Annotated in this window: 17 protein-coding genes; 12 read left to right on the plus strand and 5 right to left on the minus strand. The window is 63.7% G+C overall.

Features of this window, described 5'->3' with window-relative positions:
- Window positions 1–32: 32 nt before the first annotated feature.
- The gene (locus KYK29_RS07995) at window positions 33–1,592 is read left to right on the plus strand and encodes an ABC transporter substrate-binding protein (protein ID WP_254690361.1); all 1,560 of its coding nucleotides are present in this window, start codon (window positions 33–35) and stop codon (window positions 1,590–1,592) included.
- Between the two features lie 82 nt (window positions 1,593–1,674).
- Window positions 1,675–3,672 carry a CocE/NonD family hydrolase gene (locus tag KYK29_RS08000; RefSeq protein WP_254690362.1) on the plus strand — a complete coding sequence of 666 codons (1,998 nt, stop codon included), beginning with the start codon at window positions 1,675–1,677 and terminating at the stop codon, window positions 3,670–3,672.
- A gap of 116 nt (window positions 3,673–3,788) precedes the next feature.
- Here the strand turns inward: KYK29_RS08000 and KYK29_RS08005 are convergent, their stop codons facing one another.
- Complete coding sequence (locus tag KYK29_RS08005; protein WP_254690363.1) at window positions 3,789–4,319, minus strand: TetR/AcrR family transcriptional regulator; 531 nt, start codon at window positions 4,317–4,319, stop codon at window positions 3,789–3,791.
- Window positions 4,320–4,419: 100 nt separating this feature from the next.
- Window positions 4,420–5,862: an NAD(P)/FAD-dependent oxidoreductase gene (locus tag KYK29_RS08010; RefSeq protein ID WP_254690364.1), complete on the minus strand. Its 1,443-nt coding sequence runs from the start codon at window positions 5,860–5,862 to the stop codon at window positions 4,420–4,422.
- Between the two features lie 254 nt (window positions 5,863–6,116).
- On the opposite strand from KYK29_RS08010, the gene KYK29_RS08015 reads away from it, so the two are divergent.
- The 3 genes from KYK29_RS08015 to KYK29_RS08025 all read left to right on the plus strand — a co-directional run bounded on the left by KYK29_RS08015 (window position 6,117) and on the right by KYK29_RS08025 (window position 9,058).
- Window positions 6,117–7,028, plus strand: a complete 912-nt coding sequence (locus KYK29_RS08015) for a LysR family transcriptional regulator (RefSeq protein WP_254690365.1) — start codon at window positions 6,117–6,119, stop codon at window positions 7,026–7,028.
- A gap of 190 nt (window positions 7,029–7,218) precedes the next feature.
- On the plus strand, window positions 7,219–8,082 hold the full coding sequence (locus KYK29_RS08020; RefSeq protein ID WP_254690366.1) for a VOC family protein: 864 nt from the start codon (window positions 7,219–7,221) through the stop codon (window positions 8,080–8,082).
- Window positions 8,083–8,092: 10 nt separating this feature from the next.
- Window positions 8,093–9,058 (plus strand): glutathione S-transferase family protein, encoded by a 966-nt coding sequence (locus KYK29_RS08025; protein ID WP_254690367.1) that lies wholly within the window; start codon window positions 8,093–8,095, stop codon window positions 9,056–9,058.
- Between the two features lie 21 nt (window positions 9,059–9,079).
- On the opposite strand, the gene KYK29_RS08030 is transcribed toward KYK29_RS08025, so the two are convergent.
- Window positions 9,080–9,568: a CYTH domain-containing protein gene (locus KYK29_RS08030; protein WP_254690368.1), complete on the minus strand. Its 489-nt coding sequence runs from the start codon at window positions 9,566–9,568 to the stop codon at window positions 9,080–9,082.
- 273 nt (window positions 9,569–9,841) lie between these two features.
- Here KYK29_RS08030 and KYK29_RS08035 point away from each other — a divergent pair, with 273 nt between their 5' ends.
- Window positions 9,842–11,647, plus strand: a complete 1,806-nt coding sequence (locus tag KYK29_RS08035) for an FUSC family protein (protein WP_254690369.1) — start codon at window positions 9,842–9,844, stop codon at window positions 11,645–11,647.
- Between the two features lie 78 nt (window positions 11,648–11,725).
- Here KYK29_RS08035 and KYK29_RS08040 read toward each other — a convergent pair whose 3' ends face one another.
- On the minus strand, window positions 11,726–12,391 hold the full coding sequence (locus tag KYK29_RS08040; RefSeq protein ID WP_254690370.1) for a TetR/AcrR family transcriptional regulator: 666 nt from the start codon (window positions 12,389–12,391) through the stop codon (window positions 11,726–11,728).
- A 181-nt stretch (window positions 12,392–12,572) separates the two neighbouring features.
- Between KYK29_RS08040 and KYK29_RS08045 the strand changes: the two genes are divergently transcribed.
- From KYK29_RS08045 to KYK29_RS08060, 4 genes are read left to right on the plus strand one after another with little or no spacing between them, the layout of a single operon-like run.
- On the plus strand, window positions 12,573–13,562 hold the full coding sequence (locus KYK29_RS08045) for an HlyD family secretion protein (RefSeq protein WP_254690371.1): 990 nt from the start codon (window positions 12,573–12,575) through the stop codon (window positions 13,560–13,562).
- Window positions 13,559–15,328: an ATP-binding cassette domain-containing protein gene (locus KYK29_RS08050; protein WP_254690372.1), complete on the plus strand. Its 1,770-nt coding sequence runs from the start codon at window positions 13,559–13,561 to the stop codon at window positions 15,326–15,328. The genes KYK29_RS08045 and KYK29_RS08050 overlap by 4 nt, the downstream gene beginning before the upstream one ends.
- A complete protein-coding gene (locus tag KYK29_RS08055) occupies window positions 15,325–16,455 on the plus strand; it encodes an ABC transporter permease (protein ID WP_254690373.1) in 1,131 nt (376 codons plus the stop codon). The genes KYK29_RS08050 and KYK29_RS08055 overlap by 4 nt, the downstream gene beginning before the upstream one ends.
- A 4-nt stretch (window positions 16,456–16,459) precedes the next feature.
- Window positions 16,460–17,572 carry an ABC transporter permease gene (locus KYK29_RS08060; RefSeq protein ID WP_254690374.1) on the plus strand — a complete coding sequence of 371 codons (1,113 nt, stop codon included), beginning with the start codon at window positions 16,460–16,462 and terminating at the stop codon, window positions 17,570–17,572.
- Between the two features lie 43 nt (window positions 17,573–17,615).
- Here KYK29_RS08060 and KYK29_RS08065 read toward each other — a convergent pair whose 3' ends face one another.
- Entirely contained in the window at window positions 17,616–17,918 is a 303-nt protein-coding gene (locus KYK29_RS08065; RefSeq protein WP_254690375.1) for a DUF3861 domain-containing protein, read from the minus strand.
- 97 nt (window positions 17,919–18,015) lie between these two features.
- On the opposite strand from KYK29_RS08065, the gene KYK29_RS08070 reads away from it, so the two are divergent.
- Together KYK29_RS08070 and KYK29_RS08075 are read left to right on the plus strand one after the other, a co-directional pair.
- On the plus strand, window positions 18,016–18,435 hold the full coding sequence (locus tag KYK29_RS08070) for a MarR family winged helix-turn-helix transcriptional regulator (RefSeq protein WP_254690376.1): 420 nt from the start codon (window positions 18,016–18,018) through the stop codon (window positions 18,433–18,435).
- Window positions 18,436–18,763: 328 nt separating this feature from the next.
- Window positions 18,764–20,491: a sensor domain-containing diguanylate cyclase gene (locus tag KYK29_RS08075; protein WP_254690377.1), complete on the plus strand. Its 1,728-nt coding sequence runs from the start codon at window positions 18,764–18,766 to the stop codon at window positions 20,489–20,491.
- The last annotated feature ends 115 nt before the right edge of the window (window positions 20,492–20,606 follow it).

Genomic DNA, 20,606 nt, shown 5'->3' on the forward strand with positions numbered 1-20,606 from the left:
TGGGAAATTTCATTCGAAAAACGAGGGCCGCAATGACCGGAGACAGCAAGACTTTTCACCTTTCACGTCGCGGCCTCCTACAGGCGGGCGCATTGATCGGCGCATCGGCAGCAACGGGCCTGACCCTTGCCGCACCGGCCCGGGCACAGGAGCCGGTGCGCGGCGGCAATCTGCGGCTGGGGCTGGGCGGCGGCGCGTCATCCGATACGCTCGATCCGGCGCTCGCCTCGGCAAGCGTGCTCTTCGTCGTCGCCCATTGCTGGGGCGATACGCTGGTCGAATCCCATCCCGAGACCGGCGCAGCGCTGCCGTCGCTCGCCGAATCCTGGACGCCCTCCCCCGACGCCAAAGAATGGACGTTCAAGATCCGCAAGGACGTGAAATTCCATAACGGCACCCCGTTGACGCCCGCCGACGTCGTCGCCACGCTGCGGCGTCATGCCGATGAAGCCTCGCAATCGGGCGCACTTGGCCTTCTCTCCGGCATCACGGCGATCGAGGAGCGCGCCGGCGACGTCGTCGTCACCCTGGCCGAGGGCAACGCCGACCTGCCGCTGGTGCTGACGGACTACCATCTCCAGATCCAGCCGGAGGGCGGCAACCCGACCGACGCCATCGGCACAGGTCCCTACAAGCTGACGTTTTTCGATGCCGGCATCCGCGCCACCTTCGAACGCAACCCCGACGACTGGCGCAGCGACCGGGGCTATGTCGATACCGTCGAGATCACCGTCATCAACGATTCCACCGCGCGCATCAGCGCCCTGAGCGCCGGACAGGTCGACTTCATTAACGCCATCGAACCGAAGGTCGTGCCGCTTCTTTCGCGCGCCCCGACGGTCGAAATCCTGCGCACGTCCGGCAAGGGCTTCTATTCGTTCCTGATGCATTGCGACACCGCGCCCTTCGACAACAACGATCTGCGCCTCGCCCTCAAATACGCGATCGACCGCGAAACCCTTCTGGCGCAGGCGCTCGGCGGTTTCGGCACCATCGGCAACGACTATCCGGTCAACACCAACTATGCGCTTGCTCCGACGGACATCGAACAACGCACCTACGATCCCGACAAGGCCGCATTCCACTACAAGAAGTCCGGCCACGACGGCACGATCCTGCTGCGGACCTCGGAAGCCGCCTTCCCCGGCGCGGTGGACGCGGCGGTAATCTTCCAGCAGAGCGCCGCAAAGGCCGGTATCCAGATCGACGTGCAGCGCTCGCCGAGCGACGGCTACTGGACCGACGTCTGGAATTCCAAGCCCTTCTGCGCCTCCTACTGGGGCGGCCGGCCGACGCAGGATGCGCGTTATTCCACCTCCTACGTCTCGAACGCGGAATGGAACGATACACGGTTCAAACATCCCGAGTTCGACGAGATGGTCGTGCGGGCGCGGGGCGAACTGGATGAGGACAAGCGTCGCGTGCTCTATCGCGACATGGCCATCATGGTGCGGGACGAGGGCGGCCTGATCCTGCCGGTGTTCAACGACTATGTGAACGCCTCGACCAAGCGGCTGAAAGGTTTCGTCCACGATATCGGCAACGATATTTCCAACGGCCGCATCGCCAGCCGCGTCTGGCTGGAGGCGTAAGCGCCCGCCGCCGGCACCACCGACCCTTTTTCAACGGTCAGGCGGCCGCGACGCCGTCTGACCGCCTACCCGGTTGAGGACCATGACCGACAACAGCTTTCACGTCATCGAAAACGAATGGATCACCCTGAAGGACGGAACGCGCCTTGCCGCCCGCATCTGGATGCCGGACGGCGCAAGCCCGGACGCTCCCGTGCCGACCGTGCTGGAGTTCCTGCCTTACCGCAAGCGCAACGGGACCGCGCCGCGCGATGAATCCACCTATCCCGTCTTCGCCGCCGCCGGCATCGCCGGCGTGCGCGTCGATATTCGCGGCTCGGGCGAATCGGAAGGCGTCATCGACGGCGAATATACGCCGCGCGAGCTTTCCGACGCGGTCGAGGCCGTCGAATGGATCGCCGCGCAAGGCTGGTCCAACGGCAATGTCGGCATGATGGGCATTTCCTGGGGCGGCTTCAACTGCCTTCAGGTCGCCGCCCTAAAGCCGCCGGCACTCAAGGCCGTGATCTCCATCGCCTCGACGGTGGACCGCTACAACGACGATATCCACTACAAGAACGGCACCCATCTTGCCGCGCAATTCGGCTGGGCGGCGACCATGAACGCCTATCAGGCGCGCTCCCCCGATCCCGCGCTCGTCGGCGAGCGCTGGCGCGACATGTGGCTGGAGCGGCTGGAAGGCGAGCCGTTCTTCATGGCCGAATGGCTCGGCCATCAAAGGCGCGACGATTTCTGGCGTCATGGCTCGATCTGCGAGACCTTCGACGATTTTCCCGTTCCCGCGCTGGTGATCGCCGGCTGGGCCGACGGCTACCGCAACACGCCGCTGAAAGCCGTGCGCGGCATGCCGGAGAAGGCCCGGGCGCTGATCGGCCCCTGGGTGCACAAATATCCGCATTTCGCCTATCCGAAACCCCGGGCCGATTTTCACGGCGAGGCCATCGCCTGGTGGCGGCGCTGGCTCTGCGACGAGCCCAACGGCGCGGAAAAGACGCCGCAGGTTCGGGCCTATATCCTCGACGGGCCGAAACCCGCCCGCTGGCGCGAGAGCGATCCGGGCTACTGGGTCGCTAGGGACACATGGTCCGAACCGGAGATGCTGACGCTCACCATCGATGACGCAGGACGCCTTTTGCGCACTCCCGAGCGGCCGGCGCACGGTCGCGCCCTTCTGCGCTCGCCGCTCGACACCGGGACGATGGCCGGCGAATTCTTCACGCTCAAGCCGGATTCAGAAATGGCCGGCGACCAGCGTCCCGACGATGCCGGATCGCTGGTTTTCGAAACGGAAGCGCTCGTCGAAGACTGCGTCCTTCTCGGCGAGCCGGTCGTCAAGCTCGTTCTCTCCAGCGATAGCCCGCTCGGCAATCTCGCCGCCCGCGTGGTGGACGTCCACCCCGACGGAACCGCGACGCGCGTCTCCTTCGGCGTGCTCAACCTTGCCCATCGTCACGGCAGCGCCGAGCCGCAGGTGCTGGAACCCGGAAAGCCCGTTGAAATCGTCATGACCCTCGACGCCTGCGGCTACCGTTTCGCACCGGGCCATCGCATCCGTCTTTCACTTTCGACCGCCTATTGGCCGATGATCCTGCCGCCGCCCTTCGATACGACGCTCGACATCGATCTCGCCGCGACGGCCCTCGCCTTGCCGCTTCTCGGATCGCACCGGCGCATCGAGGTGGCGGAGCCGGACAATCCCGATCCCCTGCCCCATTACGACACGCTGGAGGAAGGGGCCGCCGAACGTTCCGTGGAACGGGATCTGGCCGCGGGCATCACCCGCTACCGGCTGCTGGAGGATACGGGTCTCCACCGTCATCCCGGCAACGGGCTTTGCGCCCGCGATGTCCGCGAGGAGGTCTGGACCCTTGCGCCGGACGATCCGCTTTCGATGACCGCCGAGGCGAAATGGACGACCATCCTCGAACGGGACGGCTGGCGCACCCGCGCCCATTGCGTCTCGACGCTATCCTGCACGCAGACCGAATGGGTGATCACCGAAGCGACCGAGGCCTTCGAGGGCGATCGCAGCGTCTTCAAGCGTGAGCGAAGCCGGCGCATCCCGCGCGACCACATGTAGGGAATATGCAGGACAGCCGGTCCCGCCCCGCTGAATGGGCGGGGCGGGACCGGCCCTTGCTCCTGCCACCCGGCTTATGCTTCCCGGACCTGTCCGCGCCGCCGGAAAGACATCCGTCAGAACGCGTCCAGCGCGTAAGCGAAGACGTCGTCCCACTCCTTGTCGTCAACGTCCATGAGCCCAAGCCCCCGCAGGAGAAAGAGGCCTTCAATGGCGAGGAAAGCATGGCGTATCCGCCGCCCTTCCCGCGTTGCAGGATCAGCCAGATCGAACATCTCCCGGTAGAAGGATTTCACATGGCCGACATGGCCAGGCTCATTCAGCAATGCCACCATCAGATGCGCGGCGCGGGTCTGGAATATATGCTTCTGCTCGGCGGAAGCCCTGACATGCGCTTCCAGCGTGTCCGCAGGGCCGCCGCCTTCATCGAGCGCGTCGCGCCGGGCTGTGAAACGCGCCAGTTCCCGATGCAACATGTCGGTGATCAGAGCGCTTTTCGACGGGTAGGTGTAGGTCAGGCCGCCCTTGCTTATGCCGGCCCTGGCCGCCACCATGTCCATCGTGAAATGCGTGCCGCCAGTCTCCGTGATCAGTTCCTCGGCCGCATTGAGAATGGCAGTCCTGTCGATACTTTTCGGTCTGGCCATATGATCTCGCTCCCCTTGCAGGCTTTCTCCGGAAGACGGTTATGCCACGGCGAACGCATAAATGTAGCGTTCGCCGCAGGATAACCCGGATACCGGCACGTCAGTACCGGAAGACGAACTCCGATCCGTCGGTGAAGCGGTTGAACCGATAGATCGCCGGATCGCAGGTGGTCTCCTCGCCGGCAATCATCTCCGCGATCATCTGGCCGGACGCCGGACCGGTGGTCAGGCCGTTTCCGGAAAAGCCGGTGATCAGGAAAAGACCGGGGAAATCGGGCACGTCGGTCACGAATTGGGTCGAATCCGGCGTCGCATCGATCATGCCGGCCCATTCCTCCTTCACCACGGCCTTTTCATATTGCGGAAACGCCCGGCGCAGATTGGCGAGCGCCGTATCGTTTTCCTTGCGGTCGACCGTGCCGGAAAGCATGCGGACCTCTTCGAACGGCGTGATTTCGTCATTTCCCCATCGCGACTTCATGCGCAGCGACCGGAAGAAGTCCTGGCTCAGGCGCACCTTGACCAGATCGCCCGAGTATTTCAGCGTCGGCCAGAAATCCAGGAGGTAACGGAAGCTGTCGCTGGTGATGGGGGAAGCGCTCATGCCGACGCCAACCGAGGTCTCTCCATCGGTCTGCATCCGCCATGCGAAATCCGGTCCGTATCCGGCGCCGGGCAACGCGCCGTCGATGCGGCTCAGCCGCTGCATCGAAGAGGAAAGCGTCAACTGGGGCACCCGCACATCGATATTGCCCGCAAAAAGCGAACTCCAGGCGCCGCCCGCGATGACGACATATCTGGCCTTGATGTAACCCTTCTCGGTATGCACGCCGGCAACCTTGCCGCCCTCGCGCTCAACCGAACGGGCCGCGCAGGGCGCAATGATCCTCACGCCTTCGCGCATGGCGCCCATGGCAATTTTAGACACAGAATAAACGGGCTCCGCCGTGCCGTCGCTGGCCTGGTAGAGGGCGGCCTTGAACTTCCCGCCCGCACCGGGAATGAGAGCGTCGAGATCGGCTCCGGTGACGATCTTCGAGTCCATTCCGGGCTGGACCTCCAGCGCCGCCTTCAGCCACTCGTTATGCATGTCGACTTCGTCATCGGAACCGATCAGCGTGAAATTGCCCGACCGGCGAAAGCCGATGTCTTCGCCGAAGCGCGCCGCGAAGCCTTGCCAGATGGATTTCGACTGGTTGGTCAGTTCCAGCTTTCCAATGTCCCAGCCATTGGAATAGATCCAGCCGAAGGCGCGGCCCGACTGCTCTCCGGCGACGACGCCCTTTTCCAGAACGACCGTGTTGAGCCCCTTTTCATTGAGGAACAACGCCGTGGAAAGGCCGGCGATGCCGGCGCCGATCACCACGACATCCGCCTCGGCAGGAAGTTCGGCAAGTGTCTGGACGGGCATGACGCGGGGCACGGACGAGTGGACTCGCCAGCCCTGCCCGGTCATGAAGCCGATGCCCGCGCCGGCGCCGATCACCGCGCCCGCGACGCCGGATCCGGCGCCGATGAGAAAGCTTCGTCTGGATATACTCATGATAGAAACACCTCTCGTTATCTGACCGATCTGCGCAGTAAATTCGGATGGCAATTTATCAGACCGTACAGTCTGAAACTCATATAAGACTAATTGGTCTGAAATCAATCCAAACGATCTCCAAACCTTGGCCGCCCCCGCTGCTCCGGCCCGCACCCTTCCGGCCCTGCCACCGCTGCGAGGTCCGTCTGTTCGACTTTCCCCGACGATGATAGAGAAGCAGGACGCACAATCGCTTGGGATCGGGATACGCGTTGGACAGGCTGGAATCAGACAGGATGTTCGTGGCGGTGATGGAAACCGGCAGCTTCACCGCTGCGGCCGAGCGGCTCGGCACAAGTTCGGGCCAGGCATCGAAGCTGGTTTCCCGACTGAAAAACACATTGGGAGTCCGGCTGCTCAGCCGCACCACCCGCGCGGTTTCGCCCACCGAGGCGGGACAGGCCTATTTCGATCGCCTGCGTCCGTTGCTTGAGGAATTCGACAATCTCGACGCCGCCGTCCGCGATGCATCGCATGCGCCGCGCGGACGGCTGCGCCTGACCGCGCCTTTGACGTTCGGCACCATGGAACTCGTGCCAGCATTGAACGCTTTTGCAGTGGACTTTCCGGAGATCGAACTGGATGTCAGCTTCTCGGACCGACTCGTCAATCTGGTCGACGAAGGATTCGACATGGCCGTCCGGGTCGGACGAGCGGACGATTCCAGCATGATCGCACGCAGGCTCTGTGACGTGCGTGTCGTGGTCATCGGATCGCCGGCCTATCTGGACCGCCACGGCGAGCCGGAAACGCCCGCCGACCTGTCGCGGTTCGACTGTATTCTCGATACCAACTTCAGGGAGCCGAACCGATGGCCGTTCCGACATCCCGGCGGCGGCGTGGCGCAGGCCCAGGTCGGCGGGCGGATCCGCTATTCCAATGCCGAGGCCTGCCTCACCGCCGCCGAGGCGGGGCTGGGGCTTGCCTGCGTACCGGCATTTATCGCGGGCGAGGCCCTGCGAGCGCGACGGATGCGGCAGGTGCTGCAACCCTTCGAAACGGATCCCTATACGGTACACGCCCTTTATCCACACAGCCGCCATCTCGCCGCGAAACTCCGCGTCCTCGTCGATTTTCTGGTCGAGCGCTATCGCGGCGTTCCACACTGGCAGCAAGGCTGGTAGATTGCTTCCATATTGGAATCAATAATCTTCCGATGACCCGGATTATCATCCCGGATCGTCAATGCCATATTCTTCACGGAACAGAAAATCGGACGAACAAACATGCGTATTGCCGGCTTTATGGGCAATCCGATCACCCTTGCCATGCGGGCCTTGCCCGACACGGCAGCCTCTTTCCGGGAGAACCAACATGACCAAAACGACTGATTTCTTCGATATGAGCGCCGCCCCGATGCGGATCGGCAGGGTGAGGCTGAAGGTTCGCGCCCTCAATGCCGTCTCGAGCTTCTACCAGAGCGTCCTCGGCCTGACCGAAATCACCAGGAACGATCGCGAGGTGACGCTGGGCGTCGGCCTTACGCCCCTGCTCGTTCTCGAGGCGGATCCCGCGCTCGCCCCCGGCGACCGGCGGCAGGCCGGGCTCTTCCACACCGCGTTCCTGATGCCGACACGCGCCGATCTTGCGCGCTGGCTCGGTCACGTCGCCAAGGCGCATATACGGCTCCAGGGCGCCTCCGACCACATCGTCAGCGAAGCGATCTATCTCGCCGACCCTGAAGGCAACGGGATCGAGGTCTATGTCGACCGCCCCGTTTCGCGGTGGCTGGATGCCGGCGGTCGCATCCAGATGACGACCGAACCGCTCGACGTGCAGAATCTGCTCGCCGCCGACGAAGGAACCGTCTGGACCGGCTTTCCGGAGAAGGGCTGCATCGGCCACGTCCACCTGCAAGTCGGGGATACGGCGGCGGCGGACCGCTTCTATCGCGACGTGCTCGGCTTCGACGTCACCGTCGACTATCCCGGCGCCAGCTTCTACGGCAGCGGCGGCTATCACCACCAGCTGGCCGGAAACATCTGGAACAGCCGTGGCGCGGCACGCCGGCCGGAAGGCATGGCCGGTCTCGACGACGTCGAAATCATCCTGCGCGACGCCGCCGAACTTGCGGATATCCTGGCGCGTGCCGAAAGTGCCGGCCTCCAGCCGACCCTCCACGACGACGGCGCAACCCTGCGCGACCCGTGGGGCATTACCATCACGCTGACAAACTGAGGAGACGATCATGCTCGTAAACGGAAAATGGATGGCCGACTGGCAACCGGTTCAGGCCAAGGACGAGAAGGGCGGCTTCGTGCGCCAGACATCGAGCTTTCGCAACTGGATCACGCCGGACGGCAGCGCCGGGCCGACCGGCGAAGACGGCTTCAAGGCAGAAGCGGGCCGCTACCACCTCTATGTCGCCTATATCTGCCCTTGGGCGTCCCGCACGCTGATCGCACGCAAACTGAAAAAGCTCGACAGCCTGATATCGGTTTCGGTGGTCGATCCGACACTCAGCGATCAGGGCTGGCGGTTCGGCGACTATCCCGGCTCGGATCGCGACGAGGTCAATGGCGCGACCTATCTGCATGAACTCTACACGCGCGCCGATCCGGCGATCAGCGGCCGCGCCACGGTTCCGGTTCTCTGGGACAGGAAACGCGGCACGATCGTCAACAACGAATCGGCGGAAATCGTGCGGATGATGAATTCCGGTTTCGGCGAACTGGCCGATACGACGGTCGATCTCTACCCGGAGGACCTGCGCGAGGAAATCGAGGCGCTGAACGCCCGTATCTACCCAAGCCTCAACAACGGCGTCTATCGCGCCGGGTTCGCGACTACGCAGGAAGCCTACGAAGAAGCCTTCGCCGGGGTCTTCGCCATGCTCGACGAACTGGAGGCGAGGCTTGCAGACGGCCGCAGGTTCCTCAGCGGGGACCGCTTCACCGAGGCGGATATCCGGCTGTTCGTGACGCTGATCCGTTTCGACCCGGCCTATTACGGCCTGTTCAAGTGCAATCTCAGACGCATTGCCGACTATCCGGGCCTGAACGCCTATGTCGCGCGGGTGCTGGCCATTCCCGGCGTGCGCGAGACCGTCAACATCGACCACATCAAGCGGGGTTACTATTCCATCAAGGCGCTCAACCCGACCGGTATCGTGCCCCTCGGGCCGGAAATGCCGGAACTGTCCGAAGCGGCTTGAGCCGCAACCGGACCTGAACGGTCAGCCTGCCGGACGATCGAACGGTCGCCCGGCCCGGCGCGCCTCCAGCATGGCGCTCTTCTTGTATTCCGGCCGGCCGGTGATCTCTTCGCCCGCCCATTGCGGAAGCTGCACGTCCCGATCGATGCGGTCGAGTTCGACCTCTGCGAGCACGACGCCGGCAAGCTCGCCTTCATAGACGTCGATCTCCCAGTCCAGACCGCCGAAGGCCACATGATAACGCGTTTTTTCAAGGATGTTGGCGCCGCAATGCGACGCCAGCATTTCCTCTGCATCCTCGCACGGGATCTCGTATTCGAATTCGGTGCGCCGGCCGTGCTCCTGCCTGGACTTCACGGTCAGGGTGGCACGATCCCCGTAAATCCGGACCCGAACCTTCCGGCCGTCGCTTGCCGCCAGTATCCCGTCACGCAAGGGCTCGCTGCGAAGGATACGTCGACGCCATGTATCGTCCTTGACCAGAAACTTGCGTTCGATTTCCAGCGGCATCGACATTCCCAAATCAAACAGTTTGTTCCATCCTACCGCGCAAGGGAGATCCATCCCACCCCGCATTTCGGCCCGCTGGCGAAAGTTTGCCGTTCCTCATCGAGGACCCTGTCGCCCTCGGTCCCGTCAAGGCTCAACGACCGTTAGCAATGTCATAAACAACTGCCTATAAAAGAGCCTTCGCAATTCGAAGAATTGAGCGCGGCTCGAATGAACCCCACACCATCGTCCCTGCCCTCTCCCCCGACGCCGCCTTCCTTTCGGCTGGCGGCAATGTTCAGATTGCGCCCGGCCGGCCGGCGCTGGCCCTTCGCCACACGCGCCGCCCTTTGCATGGGCGTGCCGGTGCTGGCCGGCTGGGCCGCAAGCGACGTCACCGCCGGACTTATGGCGACCATCGGCGCCTTTACCGCCCTCTACGGCAGCGAGCGCCCCTATCTGAACCGCGCCGTCTATCTCGCGGTCATCGCGATCTCCTTTGCCGTCGCCGTCACGCTCGGCGTCTGGGCGGCCGAACTGCCGTTGATGATCGTGCCCACCGTCGTCCTGATCTCCATGGTGGCGACATTCCTGTGCAACGCGCTGCGGGTCGGACCGCCCGGCGCCTATATGTTCGCGCTGGCCTGCGCAGCCGGCACGGCTATGCCCGTCGGCCACCTGACGCTTCTCCAGATCGGCCTTCTGGTGTTCGGCGGAGGGGTGTTCGCCTGGCTGGCCCATATGGCGGGCGCCTTCGTATCTCCCAGAGGGCCGGAAAGAGCGGCGGTGGCGGCCGCGGCCCGCGCCGTCGCGCGCTTTGTCGAAACCGCCGATACCCCCGGCGCGGACAGCGCCCGCCATAACGCCGCGCTTGCCATGCATGAATCGTGGACAGTGTTGGTGACGCACCAGCCGGCTCGTCCCCGGCCCGACGGAACGCTCAGCCGCTTGCGCGCGATCAATCGGGAATTGAACCTCATCTTCGTCAGCATCATCAATGCCGCCGCCGGTCCCTCGCTTTCCATCGTCGCCGAAAGGGCGCGTTCACTTGCGGCACAGGCGATGGACGCCAGCGCTGATATGGAACACACCGATCCCGGACACGTCCCGCTCGGCCATTACGGATTTCTGGAGTCGCTGAAGGGAAACCTGCGGCCGTGGTCACCGCCGCTCCTCGTCGCCGCCCGCGTGGGCATAGCCACGTTCATCGCCGGGGTGATCGGCGCCGTGCTTGATCTGGAGCGCGCCTATTGGACGATGGCGGCAGCCGTCCTCATGCTGCATCAGGGACTTGACTGGGTGCGCAGCCTGCAACGCGGCGTCGAGCGGATGAGCGGCACCATGGTCGGCCTGATCCTGGCCGGCGCCATTCTGGCGATCCACCCGGAGGGGCTCTGGCTCGTCCTCACTCTCATGCTGATCCAGTTCACCATCGAGATGACCGTGATCCGCAACTACGCACTGGCCGTCGTCTTCATCACGACGGCAGCCCTTACGATCGCCGCCGGCGGGCATCCGGTGCCCGATGTGGGACACATGCTCTGGGTGCGCGGCACAGACACTTTCATCGGTTGCGTGATCGGCCTTGCCGTGCTGGTGATGACGACGCCGCGAACCGCCGCCGTGCGGATCCCGCAGGAACTGGTCAACACGCTGGCGGCGGTGAGAACCGTCCTCGACCTCACCGCCGGGGGAGACGTCACCCATGGCGCCGCCAGACAGGCACGCCGCGATCTCCAGCACCGCACGATCGTTCTCCTTCAGGCCTATGAGGCCGCCGTCGGCGCCACGCCATGGCATCGCGACGCCGCCGAGCGCGCATGGCCTGCCGTCGTCGCGGCGCAGCGTCTCGCCTACCGCGTGCTCGCCACCTGCTGGTCGCTGGAGAATGCGCAGGCCGGTGCAGCACCCGAAATGGCGCGCACCCTGTTCGGTCCCGATGGCCGGGAGAACGCCGGCCATGCGCTGGCGATCCTATCCCGGGCCATTCATGCCGGAGCCAGACCCGCGCCGCTTTCTCCCGTGCCGGAGTTCCTGAGCACCGAAATGCAGAACCTGCATGGTTCGCTTGTCTATGCCGGGGAGCGCCCCGTGGAATAGTTCCACGGACATCGTTTCCCGCCGGTCCCGGATCACGCCTCCAAACGTCGCCCTCCATGCCGGGGCGATGAAAGCATGTCAGGTGCTCTTAAGGCTTCGCTGACGCGCATGATCCCGCCCGACCGCCTCGAGCCCGCCGATGGCGAAGCTATAGAGATGATCGATCAGGGCGGCGCGCGACATACGCTGTATCTCATCCGCGAAGGGAAACGCTTTGGGCCCGATAACCAATAGCATCGCACATGGCGCCATGACACTGATCAGGCATCGGAGCAGGGCGGGATCATCGGGCGGAATCATTGCGATCTCGCTCAGGATGGAAAGAACGAACGGCAGTTTCGCCGGGATCTCGGTCTTCTGGAGCACTTGCAGGTTGGAGGTCGGAGACAGAAGCTCGCGGCTGAGCACCGTCGCGTGCCAGCCCCGATCCAGAATTGCACTTTCCACCAGCCCTTCGATCAGCCGTTTCAGCTTTTCGCGCGCCGGCAGATCGGTCGACACCAGCCGCTGCAACGTCCCGACGCTGACAAAGCGGCGGTGCGCATCCACCAGCACGGCCTGATAGACGCCGTTGCGGCTGCCGAAATGATAATTGATCGAGGCGAGATCCACCTCCGCGCGCGCGGCGATCATCTTGTTCGTCGTTTCGGCGAAGCCTGCCGACGCGAACAGTTCTCCTGCCGCCTCCAGTATGCGGTTGTAGGTCATGTCGCCATCGGCGCGTTTGGCGCGGGTCGTCTTCACGATCAGGAGCCTTTTCTGCAAGCTGCCGGAAGAGCGGCTGGGCCTCGGCCCTGAAGATCATTCCCCGCGCTGGCACCCCGGCGATTTTGGTCTTTCCTTTATCATTGACATAATCTAACTTCAAATTAAATTTAATCTACCGAATGAAAAGCCGGCCCCTCCATCTCCGTGAGAAAGCTCCATGAAGAAGATCCTGATGGCCGTCCTCATAGCCGCGCTCGCCGTCGGCGGCTGGTGGTGGTGGACAGGGCTGGAAACAGCCGACACCGGTGAAATCGTGCTACAGGGCAATGTGGATATCCGGCAGGTCTCGCTTGCGTTTGACGGCAGCGGCCGCATCGTCGAGCTTCGCGCGGAGGAAGGCGACCGCGTCACGGCAGGCCAGATCATCGGCATGATCGACACCGGCATACTGGAGCTTCAGGCGCGGCACGCCGAAGCGCTGGTGGCCGCCCAACGTCAGACCGTCCTGCGTCTTCAAAACGGCTCGCGGCCGGAAGAAGTCGCGCAGGCCCGCGCGCTGCTGGCTTCCGCCGAGGCATCCGCCGCCCGCGCAGAGCAGGACCTTGCCAGAACCAGCCGTCTTCGCAGCAGCGGCACGTCCAGCACCCAGGCCGTCGATCAGGCCCGGGCAGAAGCCGAATCCGCCCGCGCCAGTGTCGAACAGGCGCGCGCCGGGCTCGATCTGATCGAGGCCGGGCCGCGGCCCGAGGAGATCGCCGGCGCCGCGGCGGATCTCAAAGCGGCCGAAGCCAATCTGGCGCTGCTGCATCACCAGATCGACCAGGGAACCCTGCGCGCGCCCGTCGACGCGCTCGTGCGCTCCCGGCTTCTGGAACCGGGCGATCAGGCCACGTCGCAAAGGCCGGTCTTCGCTCTCGCGCTCACCAAACCCAAATGGGTGCGCGTCTACGTGAGCGAACCCGATCTCGGCCGGATCCGGCCCGGCATGGCCGCGCAGGTCTTCACCGACAGCGATCCGGATCAGCCGATCGGCGGCAGGGTGGGTTATATTTCCGCGGTGGCCGAATTCACGCCGAAGTCCGTCCAGACCGAGGAACTGCGCACCAGCCTCGTCTACGAAGTCCGCGTCATCGTGGACGACGAAGCCGGTTCCCTCCGTCTCGGCCAACCCGTCACGGTTCGTCTGCCGGCGGACACCACGCCATGAGCGATGGCGGCGCCACGATCACCGCGACCGGGTTGCGCAAGACTTTTGCAGGGCCGGACGGCCATGCGATCGCCGCCATCGACGACATCTCGCTTACCGTCCACCCGGGAAAGCTGACTGCGCTGGTCGGCCCTGACGGAGCCGGCAAGACGACGCTGATACGCATGATCGCCGGACTGCTGAAACCGGATGCGGGGTCGCTTTGCGTGCTCGGCATCGATGTCGCGGCCGACCCGCAAGCGGTGCAGGACCGCATCAGCTACATGCCCCAGCGCTTCGGCCTCTACGAGGACCTGTCGGTTCAGGAAAATCTCGACCTTTATGCCGATCTGCACGGCGTTCCGCAAAAGGAGCGCAAGGAACGTTTCGCCCGCATGCTGGAGATGACCGACATGGCGCGTTTCACCGAACGCCCGGCCGGCAAGCTGTCGGGAGGCATGAAGCAGAAGCTCGGGCTCGCCTGCACACTCGTCCGGTCGCCCGATCTTCTGCTGCTCGACGAGCCCAGCGTCGGCGTGGATCCGCTGTCGCGGCGCGATCTTTGGAAGATCGTGCAGCAGCTCGTCGATGACGAAAAGCTCAGCGTGATCGTCAGCACGGCCTATATGGACGAAGCCGAGCGCTGCGCGCAGGTCTTTGTCATGAACAGGGGCAGGCTGCTGGCGGAAGGCCCTCCGGGCGACCTGAAGAAGCAGGCCGCCGGCCTGACCTTCACAGCTACGCCGCCAGAGGGCATGCCGGCGCGTGAACTGCAAGCCCGGCTGATCGACGCGCCAGACCTCATCATCGATGCGGTGCCGAGAGGGGGAAGCGTCCGCTTCATCCGCCGGCCCGAGGCCGACGAGGCCCGTTTCTTCGAGCTGCTGCACGATGCGCTGGTCGAGGCGCGCCCCGAGGAGATTGAAGACGCCTTCATGATGATGCTGCGCCGGCAAGAGCGGCAGGACCGAAAGACACCGGCCGAACCCGCCGCCGCCTCCGTTGCGGCGAAACGCCGGGACAATCCGGACAAGCCCGTCATCGTCGTGCGCGATCTCGTGCGCAAGTTCGGCGACTTCACGGCCGTCGCCAGCACGTCCTTCGACGTTGCTCCCGGAGAAATCTTCGGGCTGCTCGGGCCGAACGGCGCGGGAAAGACGACCACCTTCCGCATGCTGTGCGGCCTTCTGCCCGCCACCAGCGGCCATCTCGAAGTGGCCGGGCTCAACCTGCGCAACGCCCGCGCCGAAGCCCGCGGCCGCATCGGCTATGTTTCGCAGAAATTCGCGCTCTACGGCAATCTCTCCGTCCGCGAGAATCTGGAATTCTTCGGCGGAGCCTATGGCTTGCGGGGGAAGGCCTTGCGCACGCGCATCGCGGCGTCGCTGGAACGGTTCGACCTCGACCCCGCCATGCAAAGCGGCCTTCTTCCCGCCGGCTACAAGCAGCGGCTTGCCATGGCGACCGGCCTTTTGCACGAGCCGGACATCCTGTTCCTCGACGAGCCGACCAGCGGCATCGATCCGCTCGCCCGCCGCGCCTTCTGGCACACCATCACATCGCTCGCCGGGGATGGCGTCACCATCATCATCACCACGCACTTCATGGAGGAGGCCGAATATTGCGACCGCATCGCCATCCAGGATGCCGGCGAGATGCTTGCCCTCGGCACGCCGAGAGCGGTCAGAAAGGAGGCCGGCGATGAGGGCATGGACATGAACAACGCCTTCATCGCCATCGTCGAACAGGGCCGCGCCGCCCGCAACCGGAAGCCGTCGGCCGCATGAGTGCCTCCGGCTTCACGACCCGCCTCGTCGCGCTGACCCGCAAGGAAACCCGCCAGATGCTGCGCGACCGCAGCAACCTCGTCGTCGGGCTTCTGCTGCCCGTCGTTCTCATCCTGCTGTTCGGCTACGGCCTTTCCTTCGATGTGAAGGACGCCCGCGTGACCGTGGTGCTGGAAGACAGTTCGCCCACGGCCCGCAATATCGTCGCGGGGCTGCACGGTTCGCCCTATCTCGCCCCCACATGGGAAACCTCGATGGCCGAGGCCGAGCGGATGATCCGCGCCGGCGAAACCGACGCGATCCTGCGCGTGCCCGGCGAGTTCTCGGCGCGACTGGCTGCTGGCGAGGGCGGATTGCAGCTTCTTCTCAACGGCGTCGATTCCACGACGGCTTCCGTCATCGAAGGCTATGTCGACGGCGCGCTTTCCGTACCGATGCAGCAGCAGGCCGACCGGGCCGGCAACAAGCCCGCCGGAGCGGCCAGCGTCACGATCATCCGGCGCATATGGTTCAACGAGACCGGCGAAAGCACCTGGTTTCTGGTGCCGGGACTGATCGTGCTGGTCATGACACTGATCGGCGCGTTCCTGACCTCGCTGCTCGTCGCCCGCGAATGGGAGCGCGGCACGCTGGAATCCCTTTTCGTCACGCCGGTCAGGCCGCTGGAACTCGTGCTGTCGAAGCTCGCCCCTTACATCGTCATCGGCGGCATCGATCTCATCTTGTGCCTGCTCGCCGCGAAATATCTGTTCCTGGTGCCGATGCGCGGCTCACTCTGGATCATCGTCGTCTCGTCGCTTCTCTACCTGCTGGTGTCGCTGGGACTGGGCCTCTTCATCTCGGCCATAACGCGCAACCAGTTCGCCGCCAGCCAGATGGCGCTGCTTGCGAGTTTCCTGCCTGCGATGATGCTGTCCGGCTTCGTCTTCGACCTGCGCAATACGCCCGTGGTCATCCAGGTGATCAGCCAGCTCCTGCCGGCGACCCACTTCATGGGGCTGATCAAAACCCTGTTCATGGCGGGCGATTACTGGCCGGACATCCTGCGGAACTGTTCCATTCTCGCATTCTACGCCATCGTGCTGATCGCGCTGACGCGCCGGTCGCTCGCCAAGAGACTGGATTGACGCCATGGCGGGACCCGTCACCTATATCGCGCAGGTATTGTCGCTCATCCGCAAGGAGATGCTTGCGCTCGTCAAGGACCCCGCGAACCGGACGCTGCTCTTCATGCCGGCGATCATGCAGGCGCTTTTGTTCGGCTACGGCGCAACCTACGATCTCACCCATGCGCCCTATGCCGTTCTCGACCAGAGTCGCGGAGCGGCCTCGACCGAGCTTCTGGCACGGCTCGACGGAACGGGCGTATTCGAGCGGGTTGCGACGCTCACGTCGTCCGGTCAGATCGCCGCCATGATCGACAGCGGCGAGGCGCTTCTGGTGATCGCCCTTCCGGCGGACTTCGAGGCGCGCCTCGCCGCAGGCCGCGAGGCGCCGTTGCAGCTCATCCTCGACGGACGCAACTCCTCCACGGCCGGGCTGGCCTCGGCCTATGTCGGCGCGGTCGTTGCCGCCTACAACGGGACGCGCGGCGTCTCCACCCCGGTGACGATCGAACGCCGCGCCTGGTTCAACCCGAACCTCGAATCCCGCTGGAACATGATGCCCGCCCTCATCGCCGCGCTCAGCATGATGCAGACGCTTCTGCTGGCCGCACTCTCCGTCGCGCGTGAGCGCGAACAAGGCACGTTCGACCAATTGCTGGTGACGCCCCTGACCCCGCTTCAGATACTGATCGGAAAGGCACTGCCGTCGATGCTGGTCGGCATCTTCCAGTCGACCCTGATCTTCCTGATCATCCTGTTCTGGTTCCAGATCCCTCTGAACGGGTCCGTCTGGCTGCTCTATCTCGGCCTCGCGATGTTTACGCTGGCCTCCGTCGGCATCGGCCTGTCGATCTCGGCGGTATCGCTGACCATGCAGCAGGCGATGCTCTACACCTTCATGCTGATCATGCCGCTAATGCTGCTGTCGGGCCTGCTGACGCCCGTACGAAACATGCCGGAAGCACTACAGGTCGCCACCTTCGTGAATCCACTCCGCTTCGGCGTAGATCTCGTACGCCGCGTCTATCTCGAAGGCGCGACGTTTGGCGACGTGGCTTTCAACTTCGTGCCGCTCCTCGCCGTTGCCGCGGTCACCCTTCCGCTCGCCGCATGGCTGTTTCGCAATCGCCTGGCGTGACGCGCGCGCCGATCGTCGGAGGAATACGCCGGCCGAACGACCGCTATGCTTCGGATGCGGCCCGGGCCGGCGCATTGGATTTGAGACGCTTCATGAAATCGAGGAAATGGGAATGCAGCGGTTCAAAAAGCGGCTCGCGGCGATGGGCCATGTGAACACCGCTGAACAGCTTCAGGCCGATGGTGAATTGCGCCACCTCCTCCTCCGGCAGGACGTTCAATGCCCTGATGCGATCGATCAACGGCACGATGTCGTCATGATTGGTGACGTCGAAGGTGCAGCTGACCGGCTCGCTTCCCTCCGGAAGGTCCAGTTTCTCGGCGGTGATACGGTAGGTATAGGCCATGGGCTCTCGGCTCCTTTGTTGGTTGATGCTATCAATTGACATTAAACAGTTGATATAGTCAACCCATCGCTGCTACCTTCAAGCCATGGATAATGAGTTGATTGATTTGTTACGCACCGTGGCGAACGGATTCCGGGCGCGGATGCAGGCGAAAGTGGTGGCGGCCGACCCGGGTCTGACGGCGTTTCAGGCGCGCCTTGTCAACGTCATCGGGCGCAACGAAGGCGTTTCCCAGCTGGAGCTTGGTGCGTTGGTGGAGCGCGACAAGGCGCAGATCGCACGCGCAATCAAGGACCTGGAGGCGCAGGGACTGGTGACGCGCAGCGCGGATATCGCCGACTGGCGGACGAAATGCGTCGCGCTGACCCCGGAAGGTCGACAGGCGCACACGCGCCTGAACAGCATGCGCGAGCAACTCGCAGCCGACGTGCTGGCGCGTTTTTCCAACGAGGAGAAACATGCCCTGCGATCGGGCCTTGAGAAAATGGACGCGGCACTTCGAGAGCAGGCTTCGTGAATGCGGATGGTTGCTTCCGGATACGCGCATCCCCGTCTCCTCAGCTCCGAAGCTCAAGCAATCCTGTCGAAACATAGTATCGAAGAACGCATGCGATCAGGCGGATCCTGCTAAAGCGGGCGGACGTCGCGGTCGCTGCTTTAGAACGCGATCGGGGCATCCGGCGATCTGGCGCGCTCGAGCCGGGTCACTGTATCTGCCATATTCATCGAGCCATGACGTAAATTTCATATTCCGTCGCCACCGTGAGGCCGGCTTCCGTAACCGCGTCTCAATGTTTGGCGCATAGCGTCGGCGCATGATCTGGAATTATGCTCGAAAAGTGCTGATGGCTGTTGTGCTGGGTTTCGGGATGCTTGCATCCTCGAATGCGGCACCGCTTGGTGCGACTGAAACCACGACGATTCGCAGCACTTGCTGGATGTCCGGCAGCCTGTCGGATGACATCGCGACCGCAATCCGTTCTTCCGGGCGATGGACCTGCGGCGACCCGATCTATTCGCTCGAAGGCGAGCGCGCATTGCTTCGCTTCGACATCAGTGCGGACGATCCCCTCCCCCGCTATCTCTTCTCGAGGCGGAGCCCGCTTGCAACGGTGCATCTGCTGGCGGTTGACCGGGACGGCGCCATCCGCCAGACCTCGTTGCCGGCAGGCGAGCTTTCCAGCGCTCTGTCCGGCGGATATTTCAAGGCGCCTCTGCCAACGGTCGATCGCCAAACGCAACAGGTGGTCGTCGCATTCGATTTCCCAAGCCACAGGATGACACTGGAGAGAGCCTATCTGGCTCCGTCCGACCTGTCGTCAGGCCCCGATTTTCTCAGGTCGATGCTTCTCCTGGCCACCCTTGCCGGGATGCTTTCCATGCCGCTCATCTTCAATACGGCTTTCTACCGGATCCTGCGTGAGCCATTCGTGCTGTGGCATTCCCTGCTCACGATCTCTTTGCTGCTGACGATCCTGGTCTCCTCGGGACTGGCGGTCGTTCTTTTCGATCCGCCGGCCATGACGTTGAGCTGGATGACCACGGTGATCTTCGGTCTTACGGTCGCTTCCGGAGCGATGTTTACCCACAGCTTCATCGAACCGGGCCGGCTGCATCCGTTCCTGCGGCGGTCGCTTGCGTATTGCGCGGTTTGGGCACTGTTTCTAAGCACGTCACATGCGGCGTTCCCCTTCGTGGGACGCTCGTTTCAGTCCACTGCCTACACGGCGGCATTCGCTCCGGTGATCGTCATTTTCATACTGTCCCTTTCGGACGCCCTGCGACGCGGCAGCCGGGCCGCCAAGTTCCAGGCGATCGGCTATATGCCGATAATATTGGTGGGACTGATACGCTTGATCACCGGTGTGGTTCCCGCCCTGCATAGCAACGACGTCATGATCCTGTTCTATGTCGGTTGCGTTTTTGAAGTCCTGTTCACCACGCTCGGCGTGGCGGACCGCTTCATGACGATCAAGCGCCAGCGAGACCACGCACGCTTCGAAGCTGACATGCTCGAGCGCCTGTCCGAACGGGACGCACTGACGGGATTGCTTAATCGGCGGGCTATGGAACAGAATTTCGAGCGGTTCCGCGCTGAAGGTTATCATGCGCTTGCCGTGCTCGATCTCGATCACTTCAAGTCCGTCAATGATCTTCATGGCCACCTGGTCGGCGACGCGGTCCTGAAAGCGGTGGCCCAAGCGCTCCAGGCGGACGCCCACGTTCAGGCGTTTCGCCTTGGCGGCGAGGAATTCGTCCTGCTTGTGCGCGGCGAAGATGCACAGGCCCGGGCGGAACGTCGGCGCCAGTCGATTTCCGCCATCGTCGCCAATGCGGCGCCCGGTCTTGGAAGCCCGGTAACGGCGAGCATGGGCCTGGTTCTTGCGTCATCAGGGACGGATCCGGAGTTCACGGAACTCTACGATCAGGCCGACAAACTGCTTTACAACGCCAAACAGGCCGGCCGCAATCGAACGATAACCGCATCGGCACAAGTCTGCCTGAATAGTCCGGACAGATCCCCCTTGATCGGCAGGACACTTCGGCCAGAACAACTCCGGGCGTCAGCATAGATACAATCGATACCGCGACCGCGATTTTTTTCAGCCCCGGAATGACCCGCCGATGCTTTCCCGATCCGTTGGCCCTGACGACCCTCGTCAGGGGCCGCGCTCGGCAACCGCGCGC

This window comes from Shinella daejeonensis, assembly GCF_024281235.1.
GTDB classification, from domain to species: domain Bacteria; phylum Pseudomonadota; class Alphaproteobacteria; order Rhizobiales; family Rhizobiaceae; genus Shinella; species Shinella daejeonensis.

Coding starts and splice junctions, on each gene's coding strand:
- KYK29_RS07995 (WP_254690361.1), top strand. CDS start 33: ATGACCGGAGACAGCAAGACTTTTCACCTTTCACGTCGCGGCCTCCTA.
- KYK29_RS08000 (WP_254690362.1), top strand. CDS start 1,675: ATGACCGACAACAGCTTTCACGTCATCGAAAACGAATGGATCACCCTG.
- KYK29_RS08005 (WP_254690363.1), bottom strand. CDS start 4,319: ATGGCCAGACCGAAAAGTATCGACAGGACTGCCATTCTCAATGCGGCC.
- KYK29_RS08010 (WP_254690364.1), bottom strand. CDS start 5,862: ATGAGTATATCCAGACGAAGCTTTCTCATCGGCGCCGGATCCGGCGTC.
- KYK29_RS08020 (WP_254690366.1), top strand. CDS start 7,219: ATGACCAAAACGACTGATTTCTTCGATATGAGCGCCGCCCCGATGCGG.
- KYK29_RS08025 (WP_254690367.1), top strand. CDS start 8,093: ATGCTCGTAAACGGAAAATGGATGGCCGACTGGCAACCGGTTCAGGCC.
- KYK29_RS08030 (WP_254690368.1), bottom strand. CDS start 9,568: ATGCCGCTGGAAATCGAACGCAAGTTTCTGGTCAAGGACGATACATGG.
- KYK29_RS08035 (WP_254690369.1), top strand. CDS start 9,842: ATGTTCAGATTGCGCCCGGCCGGCCGGCGCTGGCCCTTCGCCACACGC.
- KYK29_RS08045 (WP_254690371.1), top strand. CDS start 12,573: ATGAAGAAGATCCTGATGGCCGTCCTCATAGCCGCGCTCGCCGTCGGC.
- KYK29_RS08050 (WP_254690372.1), top strand. CDS start 13,559: ATGAGCGATGGCGGCGCCACGATCACCGCGACCGGGTTGCGCAAGACT.
- KYK29_RS08055 (WP_254690373.1), top strand. CDS start 15,325: ATGAGTGCCTCCGGCTTCACGACCCGCCTCGTCGCGCTGACCCGCAAG.
- KYK29_RS08060 (WP_254690374.1), top strand. CDS start 16,460: ATGGCGGGACCCGTCACCTATATCGCGCAGGTATTGTCGCTCATCCGC.
- KYK29_RS08065 (WP_254690375.1), bottom strand. CDS start 17,918: ATGGCCTATACCTACCGTATCACCGCCGAGAAACTGGACCTTCCGGAG.
- KYK29_RS08075 (WP_254690377.1), top strand. CDS start 18,764: ATGGCTGTTGTGCTGGGTTTCGGGATGCTTGCATCCTCGAATGCGGCA.